14 protein-coding genes and 2 pseudogenes are annotated in these 15,073 nt (G+C 74.3%); 10 read left to right on the top strand and 6 right to left on the bottom strand.

Annotation, left to right across the window (positions count from 1 at the left end; genetic code table 11):
- Positions 1 to 519, top strand: a pseudogene (locus tag ACRYR8_RS16140) (hypothetical protein); the annotation flags it as partial.
- Between the two features lie 64 nt (positions 520 to 583).
- On the opposite strand, the gene ACRYR8_RS16135 reads toward ACRYR8_RS16140, so the two are convergent.
- The gene (locus ACRYR8_RS16135) at positions 584 to 1,864 is read right to left on the bottom strand and encodes a HupE/UreJ family protein (RefSeq protein WP_432485426.1); all 1,281 of its coding nucleotides are present in this window, start codon (positions 1,862 to 1,864) and stop codon (positions 584 to 586) included.
- A 182-nt stretch (positions 1,865 to 2,046) separates the two neighbouring features.
- On the opposite strand from ACRYR8_RS16135, the gene ACRYR8_RS16130 reads away from it, so the two are divergent.
- Positions 2,047 to 2,643, top strand: a complete 597-nt coding sequence (locus ACRYR8_RS16130; RefSeq protein WP_432485424.1) for a hypothetical protein — start codon at positions 2,047 to 2,049, stop codon at positions 2,641 to 2,643.
- 158 nt (positions 2,644 to 2,801) lie between these two features.
- On the opposite strand, the gene ACRYR8_RS16125 is transcribed toward ACRYR8_RS16130, so the two are convergent.
- Positions 2,802 to 3,050, bottom strand: a complete 249-nt coding sequence (locus ACRYR8_RS16125; RefSeq protein WP_432485422.1) for a hypothetical protein — start codon at positions 3,048 to 3,050, stop codon at positions 2,802 to 2,804.
- A gap of 287 nt (positions 3,051 to 3,337) precedes the next feature.
- On the opposite strand from ACRYR8_RS16125, the gene ACRYR8_RS16120 reads away from it, so the two are divergent.
- Positions 3,338 to 3,898 carry an alpha/beta hydrolase gene (locus tag ACRYR8_RS16120; RefSeq protein ID WP_432485420.1) on the top strand — a complete coding sequence of 187 codons (561 nt, stop codon included), beginning with the start codon at positions 3,338 to 3,340 and terminating at the stop codon, positions 3,896 to 3,898.
- A 222-nt stretch (positions 3,899 to 4,120) separates the two neighbouring features.
- The gene (locus ACRYR8_RS16115) at positions 4,121 to 5,713 is read left to right on the top strand and encodes a methyl-accepting chemotaxis protein (RefSeq protein ID WP_432485418.1); all 1,593 of its coding nucleotides are present in this window, start codon (positions 4,121 to 4,123) and stop codon (positions 5,711 to 5,713) included.
- Between the two features lie 4 nt (positions 5,714 to 5,717).
- Here ACRYR8_RS16115 and ACRYR8_RS16110 read toward each other — a convergent pair.
- Positions 5,718 to 6,077 (bottom strand): annotated as a pseudogene (locus tag ACRYR8_RS16110) (hypothetical protein); the annotation flags it as partial.
- Positions 6,078 to 6,203: 126 nt separating this feature from the next.
- Between ACRYR8_RS16110 and ACRYR8_RS16105 the strand changes: the two are divergent.
- Positions 6,204 to 6,446 (top strand): hypothetical protein, encoded by a 243-nt coding sequence (locus ACRYR8_RS16105; RefSeq protein ID WP_432485416.1) that lies wholly within the window; start codon positions 6,204 to 6,206, stop codon positions 6,444 to 6,446.
- 72 nt (positions 6,447 to 6,518) lie between these two features.
- On the opposite strand, the gene ACRYR8_RS16100 is transcribed toward ACRYR8_RS16105, so the two are convergent.
- Positions 6,519 to 7,181, bottom strand: coding sequence for a hypothetical protein (locus ACRYR8_RS16100; protein ID WP_432485414.1), 663 nt, complete (start codon positions 7,179 to 7,181; stop codon positions 6,519 to 6,521).
- Positions 7,182 to 7,399: 218 nt separating this feature from the next.
- Here ACRYR8_RS16100 and ACRYR8_RS16095 point away from each other — a divergent pair, with 218 nt between their 5' ends.
- On the top strand, positions 7,400 to 8,020 hold the full coding sequence (locus ACRYR8_RS16095) for a TetR/AcrR family transcriptional regulator (protein ID WP_432485412.1): 621 nt from the start codon (positions 7,400 to 7,402) through the stop codon (positions 8,018 to 8,020).
- A gap of 257 nt (positions 8,021 to 8,277) precedes the next feature.
- Here ACRYR8_RS16095 and ACRYR8_RS16090 read toward each other — a convergent pair whose 3' ends face one another.
- Entirely contained in the window at positions 8,278 to 9,285 is a 1,008-nt protein-coding gene (locus ACRYR8_RS16090) for a phosphotransferase enzyme family protein (protein WP_432485410.1), read from the bottom strand.
- A 439-nt stretch (positions 9,286 to 9,724) separates the two neighbouring features.
- Positions 9,725 to 11,167: an AAA-type ATPase lid domain-containing protein gene (locus tag ACRYR8_RS16085; RefSeq protein ID WP_432485408.1), complete on the bottom strand. Its 1,443-nt coding sequence runs from the start codon at positions 11,165 to 11,167 to the stop codon at positions 9,725 to 9,727.
- 176 nt (positions 11,168 to 11,343) lie between these two features.
- On the opposite strand from ACRYR8_RS16085, the gene ACRYR8_RS16080 reads away from it, so the two are divergent.
- The 4 genes from ACRYR8_RS16080 to ACRYR8_RS16065 are packed head-to-tail and all read left to right on the top strand — an operon-like array spanning position 11,344 to position 14,967.
- Positions 11,344 to 12,369: an amidohydrolase family protein gene (locus ACRYR8_RS16080; RefSeq protein ID WP_432485406.1), complete on the top strand. Its 1,026-nt coding sequence runs from the start codon at positions 11,344 to 11,346 to the stop codon at positions 12,367 to 12,369.
- Positions 12,369 to 13,163 (top strand): metal-sulfur cluster assembly factor, encoded by a 795-nt coding sequence (locus tag ACRYR8_RS16075; RefSeq protein ID WP_432485404.1) that lies wholly within the window; start codon positions 12,369 to 12,371, stop codon positions 13,161 to 13,163. Before ACRYR8_RS16080 ends, ACRYR8_RS16075 begins: the two co-directional genes overlap by 1 nt.
- Positions 13,160 to 14,188, top strand: a complete 1,029-nt coding sequence (locus ACRYR8_RS16070) for an NAD(P)-dependent alcohol dehydrogenase (RefSeq protein WP_432485402.1) — start codon at positions 13,160 to 13,162, stop codon at positions 14,186 to 14,188. The genes ACRYR8_RS16075 and ACRYR8_RS16070 overlap by 4 nt, the downstream gene beginning before the upstream one ends.
- Positions 14,185 to 14,967, top strand: a complete 783-nt coding sequence (locus ACRYR8_RS16065; RefSeq protein WP_432485400.1) for an IclR family transcriptional regulator — start codon at positions 14,185 to 14,187, stop codon at positions 14,965 to 14,967. Before ACRYR8_RS16070 ends, ACRYR8_RS16065 begins: the two co-directional genes overlap by 4 nt.
- The last annotated feature ends 106 nt before the right edge of the window (positions 14,968 to 15,073 follow it).

The following is a 15,073-nucleotide window of genomic DNA, read 5'->3' as shown; positions in this document are numbered from 1 at the left end:
GAGGCCGAGCGCGCCGCTCGAGAAGAGGCCGAGCGCGCCGCTCGAGAAGAGGCCGAGCGCGCCGCTCGAGAAGAGGCCGAGCGCGCCGCTCGAGAAGAGGCCGAGCGCGCCGCTCGAGAAGAGGCCGCTGCGGCGCAGGCTACTTCCGGTGCGCAACCCGCGGAACAGGGAACTCCGGAACCCCGGGCCGTCGAGGAAGCGACCGGAGAACCCGCTGCGCTGGAACTGCCGGCGGGACTCGGTTCGGCGGCCGACGCCGAGGGCGCCGTGAACGACTTCGTCGCCGGTCTGGGCGGGACGCACCCCAACGTCGACCAGACGCCGGTCGCGGCGGTCGACGCCGCCGTCGCCCTCGCCTACGGGCGCCTCGGCGTGAAGGCGCAGGACCCCGAGGTGCTCGAGGCCGCCATGGACCTGCTGGGTTTCCGGCGCCGCGGCGTGAAGGTCCAGCGGGCGTTCAAGGAGGCCGTGCAGCGGGCGAAGAAGAGGATGCGCGCAGCCGGGGTGAGGATCTCGTAGGCGATCGCCCTCGCGCTCCCCGGGGAGGTTGCCCGATGAGGAGGTGCTCGGCCCGGCGGACGGTTCAGGTCGCGGCCGTCCGGGGCGTACCGGGGGAGCGGCGATCGAGCAGTCGGCAGCCGACGGCCACCGCGGCCAGCCCGGCGACCACCCACCACGGCTGGGCGATGAGCACCTCCTCGACGCCCGCCAGGGGGCTGGGGACGACGCCGAGGCGCTCGAGCACCCACCCGGCGGCGGCCGCCAGCGCCACGAGCGCGCAGGCCAGGCGCAGCACGGGGTAGGCGCGGGTGCGGGAGGCCAGGTGCAGGCAGGGGAGGAGCAGGGCGACGGTCGCCAGCTGCGCCAGTTCGACACCCACGTTGAAGGCCAGCAGCGCCGGTACCGAGGTCACCCCCTGCAGGCCGAGGTCGGTGAGGATGCCGGCGAAGGCCAGTCCGTGCACCAGGCCGAAGGCGCCGGCGATGAGCACCTCCCCGCGGGGGGCCACCGGGCGGATCGCGTGGACCGCCGCCACCCCCACCGACGCGGCCACGAGCACCTCCACCGGCGTGCTGGGCAGGGACACCCACCCCAGCGCCGAGGCGATGAGCGTCAGGGAGTGCCCGGCGGTGAACGAGGTGACGACGGCGAGGACCTGCCGGGCCGTGGAAGCGGCGCCGTCGCGGCGCCGCCAGCGACCCCCCACCGCGACGAGGGGCGCCACCAGCAGCAGCGTGAGCACGAACAGCAGGTGGTCGGCGCCCTCCAGCACGTGCTGGTAGCCGTAGCCGACCATGTCCGTCAGCGCGGTGCCGGTGCCGACCCCGGTCGCGGTGTCCGTGGCGGTGCCGATCCGCAGGGTGGTGTCGGAGGCGGTCAGCACGCCGGCCGTGGAGATCGCGCCCGCCGCGTCGGTCAGGACGACCACCGCCTCGTGCCCGGCGTCGGCCTCGATGATCGCGTCGTAGGCGATCGTGAAGCTCGACGGGTCGGCGCCCGCGGTGTCCAGGGCGACGTCCACGCTGAGGGAGTCGATGCCCTCGACGGTTTCGCGCACCGGGTCCGACCACGCCTCCGCCCACGTCGTGCCGTCGGCGCCCGTGACGCTGAGGTGCTCCTCGAGGTAGGCGATGACCTCGTCGGCGTGCTCGTCGGCGTCGGCGGTGGCGCTGTCGGTGCCCAGGGCCTCGTCGAGGGTTTCCAGCGCGACGCTGACGGTGGCGCCGGCGGACTCCTCGCCCACCCGCACGGCGACGGTGCTGCTGTCGAGGCTGTGCGCGCTGGCCGACGCGGGGGAGAGGAGCACCGCGCCGGCCGCGAGGGACCCGGCGGCGGCGAGCCGGCGACGGTGCGGTGCGGTCATGGCCCCGAGGGTGGGCGGCGGTCCTGTGGGTCGGCCCAGCGGTGCCTGGCCCGGCCGGGTGAGCCGGGAAGTTGCCTCAAGCACACGAATGTCACAGCGGAGTGCCGGGAACCCCACCGGCGCGGCGCAGGAGCGCCCTCCACCGTGGCGACCGACCGACCGAACGCCCGGGGGACCTCCTGATGAAGCTCCGCAAGACCGTCGCCGGACTGGTGCTCCTGGGCACCCTCTCGGTGGCCGCGTGCAGCGCCGACGCCACCGAGGCCGCGCAGACGACGTCCACCACGTCCACCACGAGCGGTTCCAGCACGACCGGCTCCTCCGCGGCCGAGGCCGCGAGCGGCACCGCCTTCGCCGCCTCGCGCGGCCGTGGCCCCGGGGGTGGGGTCGACGTCAGCTCGGTGACCACGGAGGACGAGCTGATCGCCCTGGTCCAGGAGGCCTACGGCGACGGCACCCTCGACCTGCACCGGGGCCACCAGCCCGTGCAGGACGTGCTCGACGAGGTCCTGGCGATCAGCCACGACGAGCTCCACGTGCGCATGGACGCCGGGCAGAACCTGGCGGCCGTGGCCACCGACCTCGGCATCGACCCGCAGACCCTCGTCGACGCCCTGGTGGAGTCCTGGAGCCCCGCGATCGACGACCTCCTCGCCGCCGGGGAGATCACCGAGGAGGAGGCCGAGCAGTACCGGCAGGCGCTGGAGGAGGCCTTCACCTTCCGCGTGGAGTGGGACGGCGAGCAGGCCGAGCCGACCTTCTCCGGCATCGGCACCTGACCGTCACGGCCCGGCACGCCCCTGCCGCGCTCGATGCGCCGCGCCAGGGGCGCACGCCCGGGCCTGCCCACCACCCACCTCACGGCCGACCTGGCTCGACGCGCCCGGGAACTGCGGCGACGGGCGTGAGGTGGCGCTGCGGCCCCGTCCGGCCCCCTTCAGCGCTGCGCCCCGGCTGCGCCCGCCCCCTCGACCCGCAGCTCCTGCACCGAGTCCAGCTGCACGGGCGCGGCGTCCTCCTCCTGCTCCGTCTGCAGCCACACGGCGCCGTCCTCCACGGCCAGCGGCGCGCCGGTGACGCTGCGGCCGTCGGCGAGCCGCACCGTCAGGTGCACCGGTTCCTCGGGGTGCACGCGGTGATCCTCCGCAGCGTCCCGCAGGCGCTGCACGATGCGCGGTTCGATCACGCCGGCCTCCCTCGACGACAGGAACCCCACCCGGGCGCGGGGACGCGCCCGGCGGCTGCGCCCCGCTGGACAGCTCCCCCCAGGGTGCGTCGCCGCCGCTCGCCGGGGAACCCCGTCGGCGAGCGTCCTCCGGAAGTTCACCCGCCGGAAACCGGCTCTCGGGACCCGCGCGTGCGCAGGCACGCCCGACCGCCGGCGGCTCGCCCCCGGCTTCGCGGTCGCGCCGGCGAGCGAGCGGGGCCGACCTCGTAGGGTGCCCGGCACCGGCCAGGGAAGGAGCCCACACGGTGGCACCGCAGCGGGCACTGCTCGACGTCTCCACCCACGACGGCGACGGCGAGCGCGCGGCCACCGTCCTGCCCGGACGCGGCTACACCTGCGACGCCCCGCTGCTGCACCACGTGCGCCTGCTGCTGCGCACCCGCGGCTGGAGCGTGCGCACCGTGCGCTGGCGCACCCCACCCGCGCCCGAGCAGCTGCTCCACCTCGCCCCCGAACTGCTCGACGCCGTCCAGGCTCGGCAGCACCTGGTGGTGGCCAAGTCGCTGAGCACCCGGATCCTGCCCCTGGCCGTCCAGCGGGGCCTGCCGGGCATCTGGCTGACCCCGTTGCTGCGCGAGCCCGACCTGTGCCGCGCCGCCGGGCGGGCCACGGCGCCGACCCTGCTCGTCGGCGGCTCGGCCGACCCGTACTGGGACGCAGCCGCTGCCCGGCAGTCGGGGCAGCGGGTCCTCGAAGTGGCCGGCGCCGACCACTCGATGGAGGTCCCCGGGGACGTCGGCGCCTCCATGCAGTCCCTGCAGGCGGTCCTCGCCGCAGCAGGCGAACTCCTGGACGACGTGTCCTGAGCCCGCACCGACCTCCCGGGGCACGCCGAGCACGAGGACCACCCGCACACCGTCGATGAGCGAGCGATCGCCGAGCACGAGGGGCACGCGCGTGCTGCCGGTGGCCGCGCTGTCGCGCTCGCGTCCACGAGCGAGCCGATCCGCTCCCTCGCGCGTCGAGGGAGGAGCGCGACGCAGCTGCCCCGGGCAAAGGTTCGAGCCGCAGCTGCCGATGTCCAGGACATGGCCCTGGTGAAGTTCTTCTGCGACATGCGCGTCGTCCCCCGCATCCTCAGCGGCTTCGCCGTCGTGTGCGTGCTGCTGGTCGGCCTCGGCGCCATCGGTGCCGTCGAACTCCGCATCGCCCAGTCGCGCCTGCACGACATGTACAGCTCCACGGTGGCCTCGGCCAGCGCTCTCGGCGAGGTCGGTACCGCCTTCGAGCGGTCCGACAAGGACTTGCCCGACCTCGTCCTGGTCCCCGACGCCGACGCCCGGGCCGACGTGCAGGCCCGGACCGCCGTCGACGACGCTGCCGTCGACGGCGCCTGGGAGGCCTACCTGGCCACCTCCCCGTCCGCCACCACCGCGGAGCGGGCTGCGTTCGAGACCGATCTCGCCGCCTGGCGCACGGCCCGGGAGGCCCTGACCGGACTGGCCCTGGCCGGAGACGCCGCGGGCTTCGTCGCCGCCCGCTCCACCACGACCTCCCCCCTCGGCGACCAGGTCTCCGCCGACCTCGCCACCCTCGTCGACAGCGAGCACGCCGCCGCCGCCGCCAGCGCCGCGGCCGGCGAGGCCACCTACCGCCGTTCGCTGGCGTTGATCATCGGCATCACCGGACTGGCTCTCCTCCTCGCCGCGGCCATCGGCGTGGTCCTGGGCAAGAGCATCTCCCTGCCCCTGTCCCTCGTCGTCCCGGTGATCAAGGGCCTGGCCGAGGGCCGCCTGGACCAGCGTGCCCGGGTGCTCTCCACGTGCGAGCTGGGGCAGATGGCCGACGCCACCAACACCTCGATCGAGCGCCTGGCCCACCTCATGCGCGACGTCAGCGACAACGCCGCCACGCTCTCCTCCTCCTCGGAGGAGCTGACCACCGTCGCCACCCAGCTCTCCTCCGGCGCCCAGCAGTCCGCCGGGCAGTCGCAGCAGGTGGCGGACGCCGCGGAGGAGATCTCGACCAGCATCAGCACCGTCGCCGCCGCCGGTGAGCAGATGACCGCCGCGATCCGGGAGATCTCCGCCTCCACCGCCGACGCCTCCGCCGTGGCCGCCGCGGCCGTCGCGAGCGCCGAGACGGCCCGGAGCACGCTGGAGCGGCTCTCCGCCTCCAGCCGGGAGATCGGCCAGGTCGTCGACCTCATCACCACCATCGCCGGACAGACCAACCTGCTGGCGCTGAACGCCACCATCGAGGCCGCCCGCGCCGGGGAGATGGGCAAGGGTTTCGCCGTCGTCGCCGGGGAGGTCAAGGAACTGGCCCAGCAGACCGCCCGCGCCACCGAGGACATCACCACGCGGGTGGCTGCGACCCAGTCGGACGCGCACGCCGCCGCTGCAGCCATCGCCGACATCACCGACGTCATCGCCCGCATCGACGGTCTGCAGGCCACCGTCGCCGCCGCCGTCGAACAGCAGTCGGCCACCACGGCAGAGATGGTGCGCAACGTCACCGAGGTCTCCTCGGGGAGCCGGCAGATCGCCGCCAACGTCAGCGGGATCGCCGCTGCGGCCGAGCAGACGACGGCCGGCGCCGGCCACACCGCGACCACCGCCGGCGAGGTCTCCCACGTGGCCGCCGACCTCAACCGCCTCGTGTCCACGTTCACCGTGTGACCCCTCACCGTCTTCCCTGCACCGCCGCTGACGGACGGTCCTGCTCCAGGTGGCGATCGAAGAAGCGGTTCGCGTCGTCCCCCTCGAAACCGGGGACGCCGGTGTGCCCTCCCGTGTGGGCGTGCGGGGTCTTCTCCCGGGAGTCGAAGGCGTCGAACAGGTCCAGAGCCACCTGCCGGTCGTTCCGCTCGTCGTCCCGCTGCAGCAGGACCTGCACCGGGACCGTGACCTGACGGGCCCCGCTGAGCGTGCTGCGGGGCACGAAGCTCCCGGCGAGCAGGAGGGCGGCCGCGGTGCGCGGATCGACGGCCGCCAGCCGCACAGCAATGGCGATGACTCCGCCCGCGAACCCGGCCGGGTCGCCGTCGGCTCTCACGGAGCTTCACGACTCGACTTCCACGGAGGCTCCGGGGGGCCGGCGCGGGTCGCGTGCGGAGGGCACCTGCGCGGGCTGCTCATGCATCCACCCCTCACCATCGAGCGTCCGCTCGTGACGGCTTCCGGGCGCGATCGGGAACGGGTGGTGGCGCCCGTTCCTCCCGCTCCCGTCGAGGAGCGCGCCGTCCCCGCCCTGGAACGTCAACACACCCTGCTGACCGCTGCACACCGGTACGACGACCTGCGATTGCGCCACACCCTGCTCGGCTCGACCTCCGACCTCGAGGGTGACCCCGGCCTGCACCTCCCCGCGGACGAATCTGCCGCCCGACGACTCGCGGGAGCACTGGACTGAACCGGGCACCGGGCGCGCTCACGACGTGACCAGGGTGTCCGCGACCGCTTCGCCAGCACCGCAGCAGGACGTTCACCCGTCCAGGCGGTACAAGACCGGGTGTGCAGCGGTTCGGTGTTCGGTGAAGGTGCGCAGCACGAAGCGGCGGAAGCTGGGCCTGAGGATCAGAGCGGGCAGGACGTCGTGCAGGTGGTCCCAGCGGCAGTGGTTGATGAGGCTGTAGCCACCCGCGGGCCCCATCGGGTGCAGGACGGTGGAGTTGTCCAGGCCGGTCTGCTGCTGGAACCAGCCCGCGGTGTACTGCCAGGCGTGCAGGTTCTCCTCGGTGTCCTCGGCGCTGAAGTAGTTGAACAGGAAGATCCCCTGGCGGTCGTGCCCGACGTCACCGATGCGGCGGACGTTGGTGCCAGCGAAGACCAGCGTGGAGGCGCCGGTGCCTTCGAGGCGGGTCTGCAGGGCGTTGATCCTGCTGCTGCGCAGCTGGGCGGCGGCGACAGCGGGATCACGGGTCCGCACCAGCAGGACGGTGTCGAGGACATCACCGCCCGCAGCGTTGCGGACGGGGCCAGTGGTCCGCTGAGCGGGCGGCCGGCCCCTGCCCGGTGGGCGCAGCACGGCGCGGAAGACATCGGCGCGCTCGACACCGGTCCGGCTGCCCGCCTCGGTGCGCAGCTCCTCAGCGGTGGCGTGCAGCAGGCTGAGCAGGGTGCGGCGGCGAGCACGGGGCAGGGCCACGGGTACGGACCACGAGCCGGAGCTGGCACCGATGAAGAGGTAGCCGGCGCTGGAGGGCTCGCTCAGCCGTACGCGGGTCCAGCGCTGCGATCGCTGCCTCCCCTCGCCCGCTACGCGTCGCTGTCGAGGGCGGCGGTGAAGCGCCGGGGAGTCACCGGCTCGTGGGGAGGTGGGCACGAGGGGACGATCCGCCACCGTGCCCGCTACCTTCAACGCTGATGAACAAGAAGCGCGGACGACCACCTCGCGACCCGAGCAGCCCAGGCGGTCCGGGCACCCGGGAGCGGATCCTGCTGGCCGCCCGCACACGTCTGCTGACCCGCGGCTACACCGGGACGACCTTGCGTGCGGTGGCCGCCGACGCCGAGGTGGATGTCGCGCTGATCAGCTACTACTTCGGCTCCAAACAGGGCCTGTTCAGCGCGGTGATGAGCTTGACCCTCAGCCCGCCGCAGGTGCTGACCAGCGCCTTGGAGGGAGACCCAGCGCACCTGCCGGAGCGGTTGCTGGCCGCGTTGACCGCCGCGTGGGAGGACCCCGACAGCGGTCCTGCGCTGCGCGCCCTGGTCGTCATGGCACTGGAGGAACCCGCGGTGTTGCGCGCTGTCGTTGAATTCTTCGAGCAGGAGGTGATCGCCCGCCTGGCCGAGCAGGTCGGAGGGCGACGGGCCACCGCCTGCGCCGGCGCCGCGGTCAGCACCCTGGCGGGCGTGGTCTTCACTCGCTACGTGCTGCGACTGCAGCCTCTGGCCGGTGCTTCGCGGGAGCAGGTGATCCACCACCTCGCCCCGGCGATCCACGCCAGCCTCGCCGGCCCCACCAGCCCGCGGCTGCACTGATCGAGCCCGCTGAGCGCGACGCCTGCAGGACCGCCAGCCGTGGGCAGCGGATGCTCGGTCACCCCGACGACCGGGTGCCCGGGCGCGTTGCCGCACCCAGGACGGCGGGGTCGTTCGCCCGTACCCGGGGCCCGGCCGTGGGGGCCGCGAGAACCGCGCGAGCCGACTGCGGTTGAGCACGACGTGCGAAGGTCACCGCGCTCCAGCACCGGGTTCACGCCCGCCACGGGGCAGGGCGCGGCTCGACCCGTGCGGGCTCAGACGGCTGCCGGTGCGTCGAGCAGGTGGGCGCGGTGCTCGTCGGCCAGGCGCTGGAGCTCCGGCCGCAGCCGCACCAGGGGCTCGTGCTGCAGCGGCACGTCGTCGGCGAGCACGCCGCGCAGTCGGGCCAGGCTCACCGCGGCCGACGCGCGCGAGTGCAGCGGGAGGTGCGCGAGGTGCTCGACGGCGTAGGGACGCACGTCCAGGTAACCCGTCAGCAGCGCGTCGTAGCGCTCGCGGTGCTCCGGCAGCGGTGCGCCACGGCTGGTCAGGTCACGGGCAGCGTGGGCGAGGTCCGCGGCGTACCAGGAGACGCGGGCCTCGTCGAAGTCGTACGACGTGGCGGCGCCGCCCTCCCAGCACAGGTTGTCCAGCTCGTAGTCGCCGTGCACGATCCCCACCGCGGCCGGCCCTGCGGGTAGGCGCTCGAGAGCCTCCTGCACCAGGCGTACCGCCCCTGCGGCCGGCGCGTCGTCGGCGAGCGCGGCCCGCGCCTCCTCGAGCACGCTGCCGGCCGTGGGCAGCCGCGCCGCGAGCGTGCTGTCGAGCTCGGCCGCCGCCGCGTGCAGGCTCGCGAGCGACGCACCCCACGCCCGCGCCTGCGCCGGCGTCAGCTCGCCGACGTCGAGCTGCTCGCCGGGAGCGGCTCGCACGCAGGTCGCGTGCATGCGCCCGAGCGGTGTCGGGACGGTCTCCACCAGTGTTCCCGTCGTGGAGGGCACGGGCGCCGCGACCCGTACGCCGTCCCGGTGCAGTCGTCCCACCAGATCGGCGACGGCACCGACCCGCTGCCGCGAGGCGTGTGCCACCGGGGTGAAGCGCAGGTAGGAGCGCCCACTGCCGCCCGGGTCCGGCAGGACGAAGACGTGGCTGGCGCTCGAACGCCACCACCGCGCGGCTCCTGGCTCGCCACCCCACGCGGCGGCAACAGCATCCGCGGCAGGGGACCGCCACTCCTCGTCGACGGTGACGGCGAGGCGGTCGATCTCGTGGAGGGGAAGCACCCGCGCGATGCTGTCAGTGCAGCCACCTGTGGTGCACGTGTGTTTCCGCGCCGACCACGTGCGGCCCGAGGTGCAGCGAAGCACTCCAGCAGGCACCGACCTGCAGCGCCAGGCGGCGCGCAACGGCAGACGCCCGGGCCTCTCGTTCGCGTGCGGGAACCCCCGACCGGCACCCGGCCCCGGGTGTCCGGATGCGTCGCCGCACTGCCGCGACGAGCGAGATCGCTCCCCGTCCGCCCCGAGGGGCTCGCCGCCCCGCCGGTTCTCACGCACGTCCCTCTGCTGCCGCCCGGAGCCACCACGGCCCGCGTGGTCGACCCCTGACCACCAGGCGTGCTCGATCGACCGCTGGTGACGCGCCTTCCGCGTCCCCGCGCCCCCGCGTCGCTGCTCGACGGTCCGAGGGCCCGTGAACCCGTTCCGGCCCGAGCCGGGACGCTCAACGCGGCAGGGCGATGCCGTAGTGGGCGATCTTGCGGTAGACCGTGGCGCGGGAGACCCCCAGCCGCCCGGCGGCCCGGGTCACGCTCGCGCCCGGTTCGGCGAGCGCACGCACGATCTCGTCGCGCTCGAGCACCTCCAGCCGGCTCAGCACGCGCGTGCCGCGGCTGAAGACCTCCGCCGGCAGGTGCTGCGCGTCCACCACGTCCGTGCGGGCCGCCGCCGCCCCCACCACGTCCTTCAGCTGGGCCACGTTGCCGGGCCAGGAGTACGCCTCCAGCGCCCGCACCGCCGCCGGGGTGAACCGCACCCGCCGGTTCCCGCCGCGGCGGGCGAACGCCTCCGCCAGCGGCACCACGTCCTGCGGGCGGGACCGCAGCGACGGGGTCTCCACCACCGCGTCGACCAGGTCGGTGAGGGCGCCGGGCAGGCGGTCCAGGTCGTCGGCCACCAGCGCGAACGGTTGCGGCCGGCCGGCCGCAGCCGCCTCGCGCCGCGCCGCACCCAGCACGGCGGCGACCTCGTCGACCGCCCGCGCCGGCAGCGACTCCGCTCCCGAGACGAGCACCGTGGTGCTGCGGGAGCCCAGCTGCGGCGCCCACAGCCCCAGCCAGCCCGGGACGTCCGCGGCGCCCGGCACCCGCGCTCGCAGGACCCGGTGCCGGCGTCCGCGGCGCCGGTGCGCGAGGGTTAGCAGCGTGGCCCGGCCGGACCCCGGCTCACCCACGACGGCGAGCGCGCGCCCGCCGTCCACTTCCGCTCCCGCCGCGGCCACCGCGCGCGTCCACCCCGCCGAGCCGCACACCTGCGCGTCCGGAGCGCCGCCGGTGTCCACCTGGACGTGGAAGACGTGCCCGCGCGGCGCCTCACGCACCCGTCGGCCCACCGAGCGGGCCAGCATGAGAGCGCTGGTGCCGTCCGCCGAGGACTGGGCCAGCGCCAGCAGCAACCCGGGCGAGCCCTGCGACCACGTCGTCAGGTTGATGCTGCCGACGAGCCTCCCGCTGACGGGGTCCAGCACCGGTGCCGCCGCACACGTGTACTGCTTCAGCGAGTCGCACCAGTGCTCCGCACCCCGCACGAGGGCCGGGCGCCGGTCCGCCAGCGCGAGGCCCAGGCCGTTCGTGCCGGCGTGGCGCTCGGCGTAGGAGAACCCCGGGGCCAGGTGCACCTCGTCCAGGGACCGGCGCATCGTGTCGTCCGGGTGCACCCGCAGCAGCACCAGCCCCTCGCTGTCGGTGATCATCGAGCTGACGGGCTCGCCGGACAAGGTCTGCTGCAGGGAGCGCAGCACCTGCTGCCCGCACGCGTAGAACAGCGAACCGGTGTCCAGGGCGCCGGTGAACACCGCCTCGACGCCCTCGACCGGGACGCCGTACCGCTCGCTGCGCCGCCAGGAGGCCTGCACCGCCCCGGCGACCGCGGGTTCTCCTCCGACCACGCCCGACCTCCTGCGCTCCGCCCCGTCGCGTGCCCCCAGGGTAGGTCTCCGGTGCCTGGCGCGGGAGCCTCGCGCGTCTCAAAGTGAGACACCCGGGCCCTTCCACCCCCGGCGCGGCGCTGCCTACCGTCTCCGCACGGAGCGACGAGGCTCCCCGGTGCGCGCGAGGAGGCCGCATGTACAGCAAGGACGGGGTGGACTACTTCATCGTCGACGCGCACGTCGCGCTGTGGGACGCACGATCCGAGAACCAGCGCAACGTGCACGGCAAGCAGTTCATCGACTGCTTCTACGACTACCACCGGAACCTCAGCCCCGCCTCGGAGCTGTGGTCCTACGAGGAGTACCTGTACCAGGGCGGCGAGCGACTGCTGAAGGACCTCTTCACGGACGGGTACGTCGACCACGCCGTCTTCCAGCCCGCACGGCTGGGGGAGTTCTACCACCGCGGGTTCGGGCAGACCGAGGAGGCGCTCGCCCTGGTGCGGGCCAACCCGGGGAAGCTCACCTACAACCACTACTTCGACCCGCGCGACGGTGAGCGGGGTCTGGACCGGTTGCGAGCCGACGCCGAGCGGATGAACCTCAAGGGCGTCAAGCTCTACACCGCCGACTGGCACGGGGACTCCCGCGGCTACAAGCTCGACGACCCGTGGACCTACCGGTACCTCGAGCTCGCCCGTGAGCTGGGCATCAGGAACATCCACGTCCACAAGGGCCCGACGATCCGTCCGCTGGACCGCGACGCCTTCGATGTCGCCGACGTCGACCACGTGGCCACCGACTTCACCGACCTGAACTTCGTGGTCGAGCACTGCGGCCTGCCGCGCCTGGAGGACTTCTGCTGGATCGCCACCCAGGAGCCGAACGTCCACGCCGGCCTGGCCGTGGCGATCCCGTTCATCCACACCCGCCCGCGCTACTTCGCGCAGATCATCGGCGAACTGCTGTACTGGCTCGACGAGAACCGCATCCAGTTCTCCAGCGACTACGCCCTGTGGACGCCGCGCTGGCTCATCGAGGCGTTCGTGGACTTCCAGATCCCCGAGGACATGAGCGAGTACGCTCCGCTCACCGTCGACCAGAAGAAGAAGATCCTCGGCCTGAACGCCGCCGCCATGTACGACATCCCGGTGCCCGAGGACCTGCAGGTGGCGAACCCTCCCGCACTGGCGGTTCCTCAGGCCGTGGCGGTCGCGTGATGACGGCGACGAGCGAGCGGCCCGTGGTCGTGACGCGTGCGGACGTCACCACCGCGCTGGGCGCCGTGGTGGACCCGGAGCTCGACGAGCCCATCACCGACCTGGGGTTCGTGCGTTCGGTGGAGGTCGGCGCCGACGGCGACGTCGTCGTGCACCTCCGTCTGCCCACGTCGTTCTGCTCGCCGAACTTCGCCTACCTCATGGCGTCCGACGCCAAGGACGTCCTCGCCGCACTGCCGGGGGTGGGGCGGGTCGTGGTCGAGCTGGACGACCACCACGACTCGGAACTCATCAACGCGGGCCTGGCGTCCGGCGCCGGCTACCGCGGGACGTTCCGGCACGAGGCGCTCGACAGCCTCGACGAACTGCGCGCCACCTTCCGGCGCAAGGCGCACACCGCGGCGGCCGAGCGCTGCCTGACCGCGCTGCTGCGGTCCCGTCCCGGGATGGTCGAGGAGGACCTGGGCGCGGTCGTGCTCGACGACCTGCCCGACGACGACGCGACCCGCGCGCTGCGCCGCCGCCGCGCCGACCTCGGCGTGCCCGTCGAGGCGCCCGTCCTGCTCGACGAGGGGTTCCGGCCCGTCCCGCGCGTGCACGTGCCGCTGCGTCTGCGCCGCGCCCGGTCGGTGCGCATCTCCGTGGACGGCAACGCGCACTTCTGCCGCGGCCTGCTGCGCACCCGGTACCCCGGATCCGGCGCGGACCAGTCCCCGCGCCCTGGAGGCACCGGTCCGGTGCCGGTCCAGCTGCTCACCAGGCGACCCGACGAGAACCAGGAGACGACGGCATGAAGGCGGTACGGGTCCACGACTACGGCAAGCCCGCGTCGATCGACGAAGTCCCCGAACCCCGGATCGAGGGTCCGCTGGACGTGCTCGTGCACGTCGACGCGGCCGGGGTGTGCCGAACCGACCTGCACATCCTCGAGGGCCAGTGGGCCACCAAGAGCGGTGTCGGCCTGCCGTACGTCATCGGTCACGAGAACGCCGGGACCGTCGTGGAGGTGGGCTCCGCCGTCTCGAACGTCGCCGTCGGCGACGAGGTGATCCTGCACCCCCTGGTCACGTGCGGGCTGTGCCCGGCGTGCCGGCGCGGCGACGACGTGCACTGCGCCCACAGCGAGTTCCCCGGCATCGACCGCGACGGCGGCATGGCCGAGTTCCTGCGCACGAACGCGCGCTCGGTCGTCAGGCTCACCGGCGGGCTGGAACCGAAGGCGGTGGCGGCCCTGGCCGACGCGGGCCTGACCGCCCACCACGCGGTGCGCAAGGCGGTGCCGGAGCTGCCCGCCACCGCCCGCGCCGTCGTCGTCGGCGCTGGGGGACTGGGGCACATCGGCCTGCAGTGCCTGCTGGCGATGACGCCCGCGGAGGTGGTCGTCGTCGACCGTTCCGCCGACGTGCTCGCCAAGGCGCAGGCGCTCGGTGCGCACCGCACCGTCCTGGCCGGCGACGACGTCGTCGAGCAGGTCATCGACCTCACCGAGGGGGTGGGCGCCGAGGTCGTGTTCGACTTCGTCGGTGAGCACGGGACCGAGGCGCAGGGCGTGGCGATGACCCGCGACGCCGGCAGCTACTACGTCATCGGCTACGGCGGCACGGTCCAGGTGCCCACCATCGACCTCATCAGCAGGGAGATCCGTGTCGTCGGCAACCTCGTGGGCTCCTACAGCGACCTGCGCGAGCTGATGGCGCTGGCTGCCCGCGGCCTGGTGACCCTGTCCACGAAGGAGTACCCGCTGACCTCGGCGCTGGAGGCGCTCGGTGACCTCGACGGCGGACGCCTGCCGGGGACCCGGGCGATCCTGCTGCCGTGAGCGCGGCGGGTGGCGCACCGACCGTGCAGGCCGTGGAGCGCACCCTCGCCATCCTGGACGTCGTCGCCGAGCGCGGCGGCGCCAGCGCCAGGGAGGTCTCCGACGTCCTCGGGTACCCGCTGCCCACGACGTACCGGTTGCTGCGGGTGCTGACCCGTGGGCGCTACCTGGTGCACCTGCGGCGGGAACGCCGCTTCGAGCTCGGCGACGAGCTGGACCGGCTCGGCACCTGCCTGCACCGGCAGGTCGGCGTCCCCGCCGCGGTCCGCGGCCTGCTCGGCGAGCTGCACGAGCGGGCCGCGGCGCCGGCGCTGCTGGCGGTGCGGCGCGGCGACGACGTGGTGGTCGCGCACGTCGAGGACTGCACCGCGCACCCCTGCCCACCGCCGCTGCGTTTCGGCTTCCACGAGGCCGCGCACGCCACCGCGTTCGGCCGGGTGCTGCTTGCCGCGATGGGCCCGCACGAGGCGGAGGGGTTCCTGCAGCGGCACGGGACCGCTCCGTGGACGGCGGCGACGCGGTGCGCGCGCGGACCGCTGCAGCGCGAGCTCGCCTCGGTGGCGGCTTCGGGGGTGGCGGTCGAGCACGGGGAGCTCATCGCCGACCGCACGTCGGTGGCGGCCGGTGTGCGGGACCGCGCCGGGCAGGTGGTGTCGGCCGTCGCGCTGGTGCTGGAGCGGGGCCGCACCACCTCGGCGCGAGAACGCGAGGCGGAGCGCCTCGTGCGTGTCACCGCCACCGAGGTCGCCCGCCACCACCGTCGCCGCAGGAGCCCCTGAAGGCGGCGCTCCGGCGTGGACCGCCGGTACCGCGGAGGGCCGTGCACCGCTGAGCGCCGGCAGCGCACGGCCTCCCGCCGAACCGGCGGCCACCCGGCCGCGTGGA

The organism is Kineococcus esterisolvens, assembly GCF_050871405.1.
Classification (GTDB): Bacteria; Actinomycetota; Actinomycetes; order Actinomycetales; family Kineococcaceae; genus Kineococcus.
The sequence above is the reverse complement of the archived record's forward strand: the minus strand, read 5'-3'. Positions and strand labels throughout refer to the sequence as shown.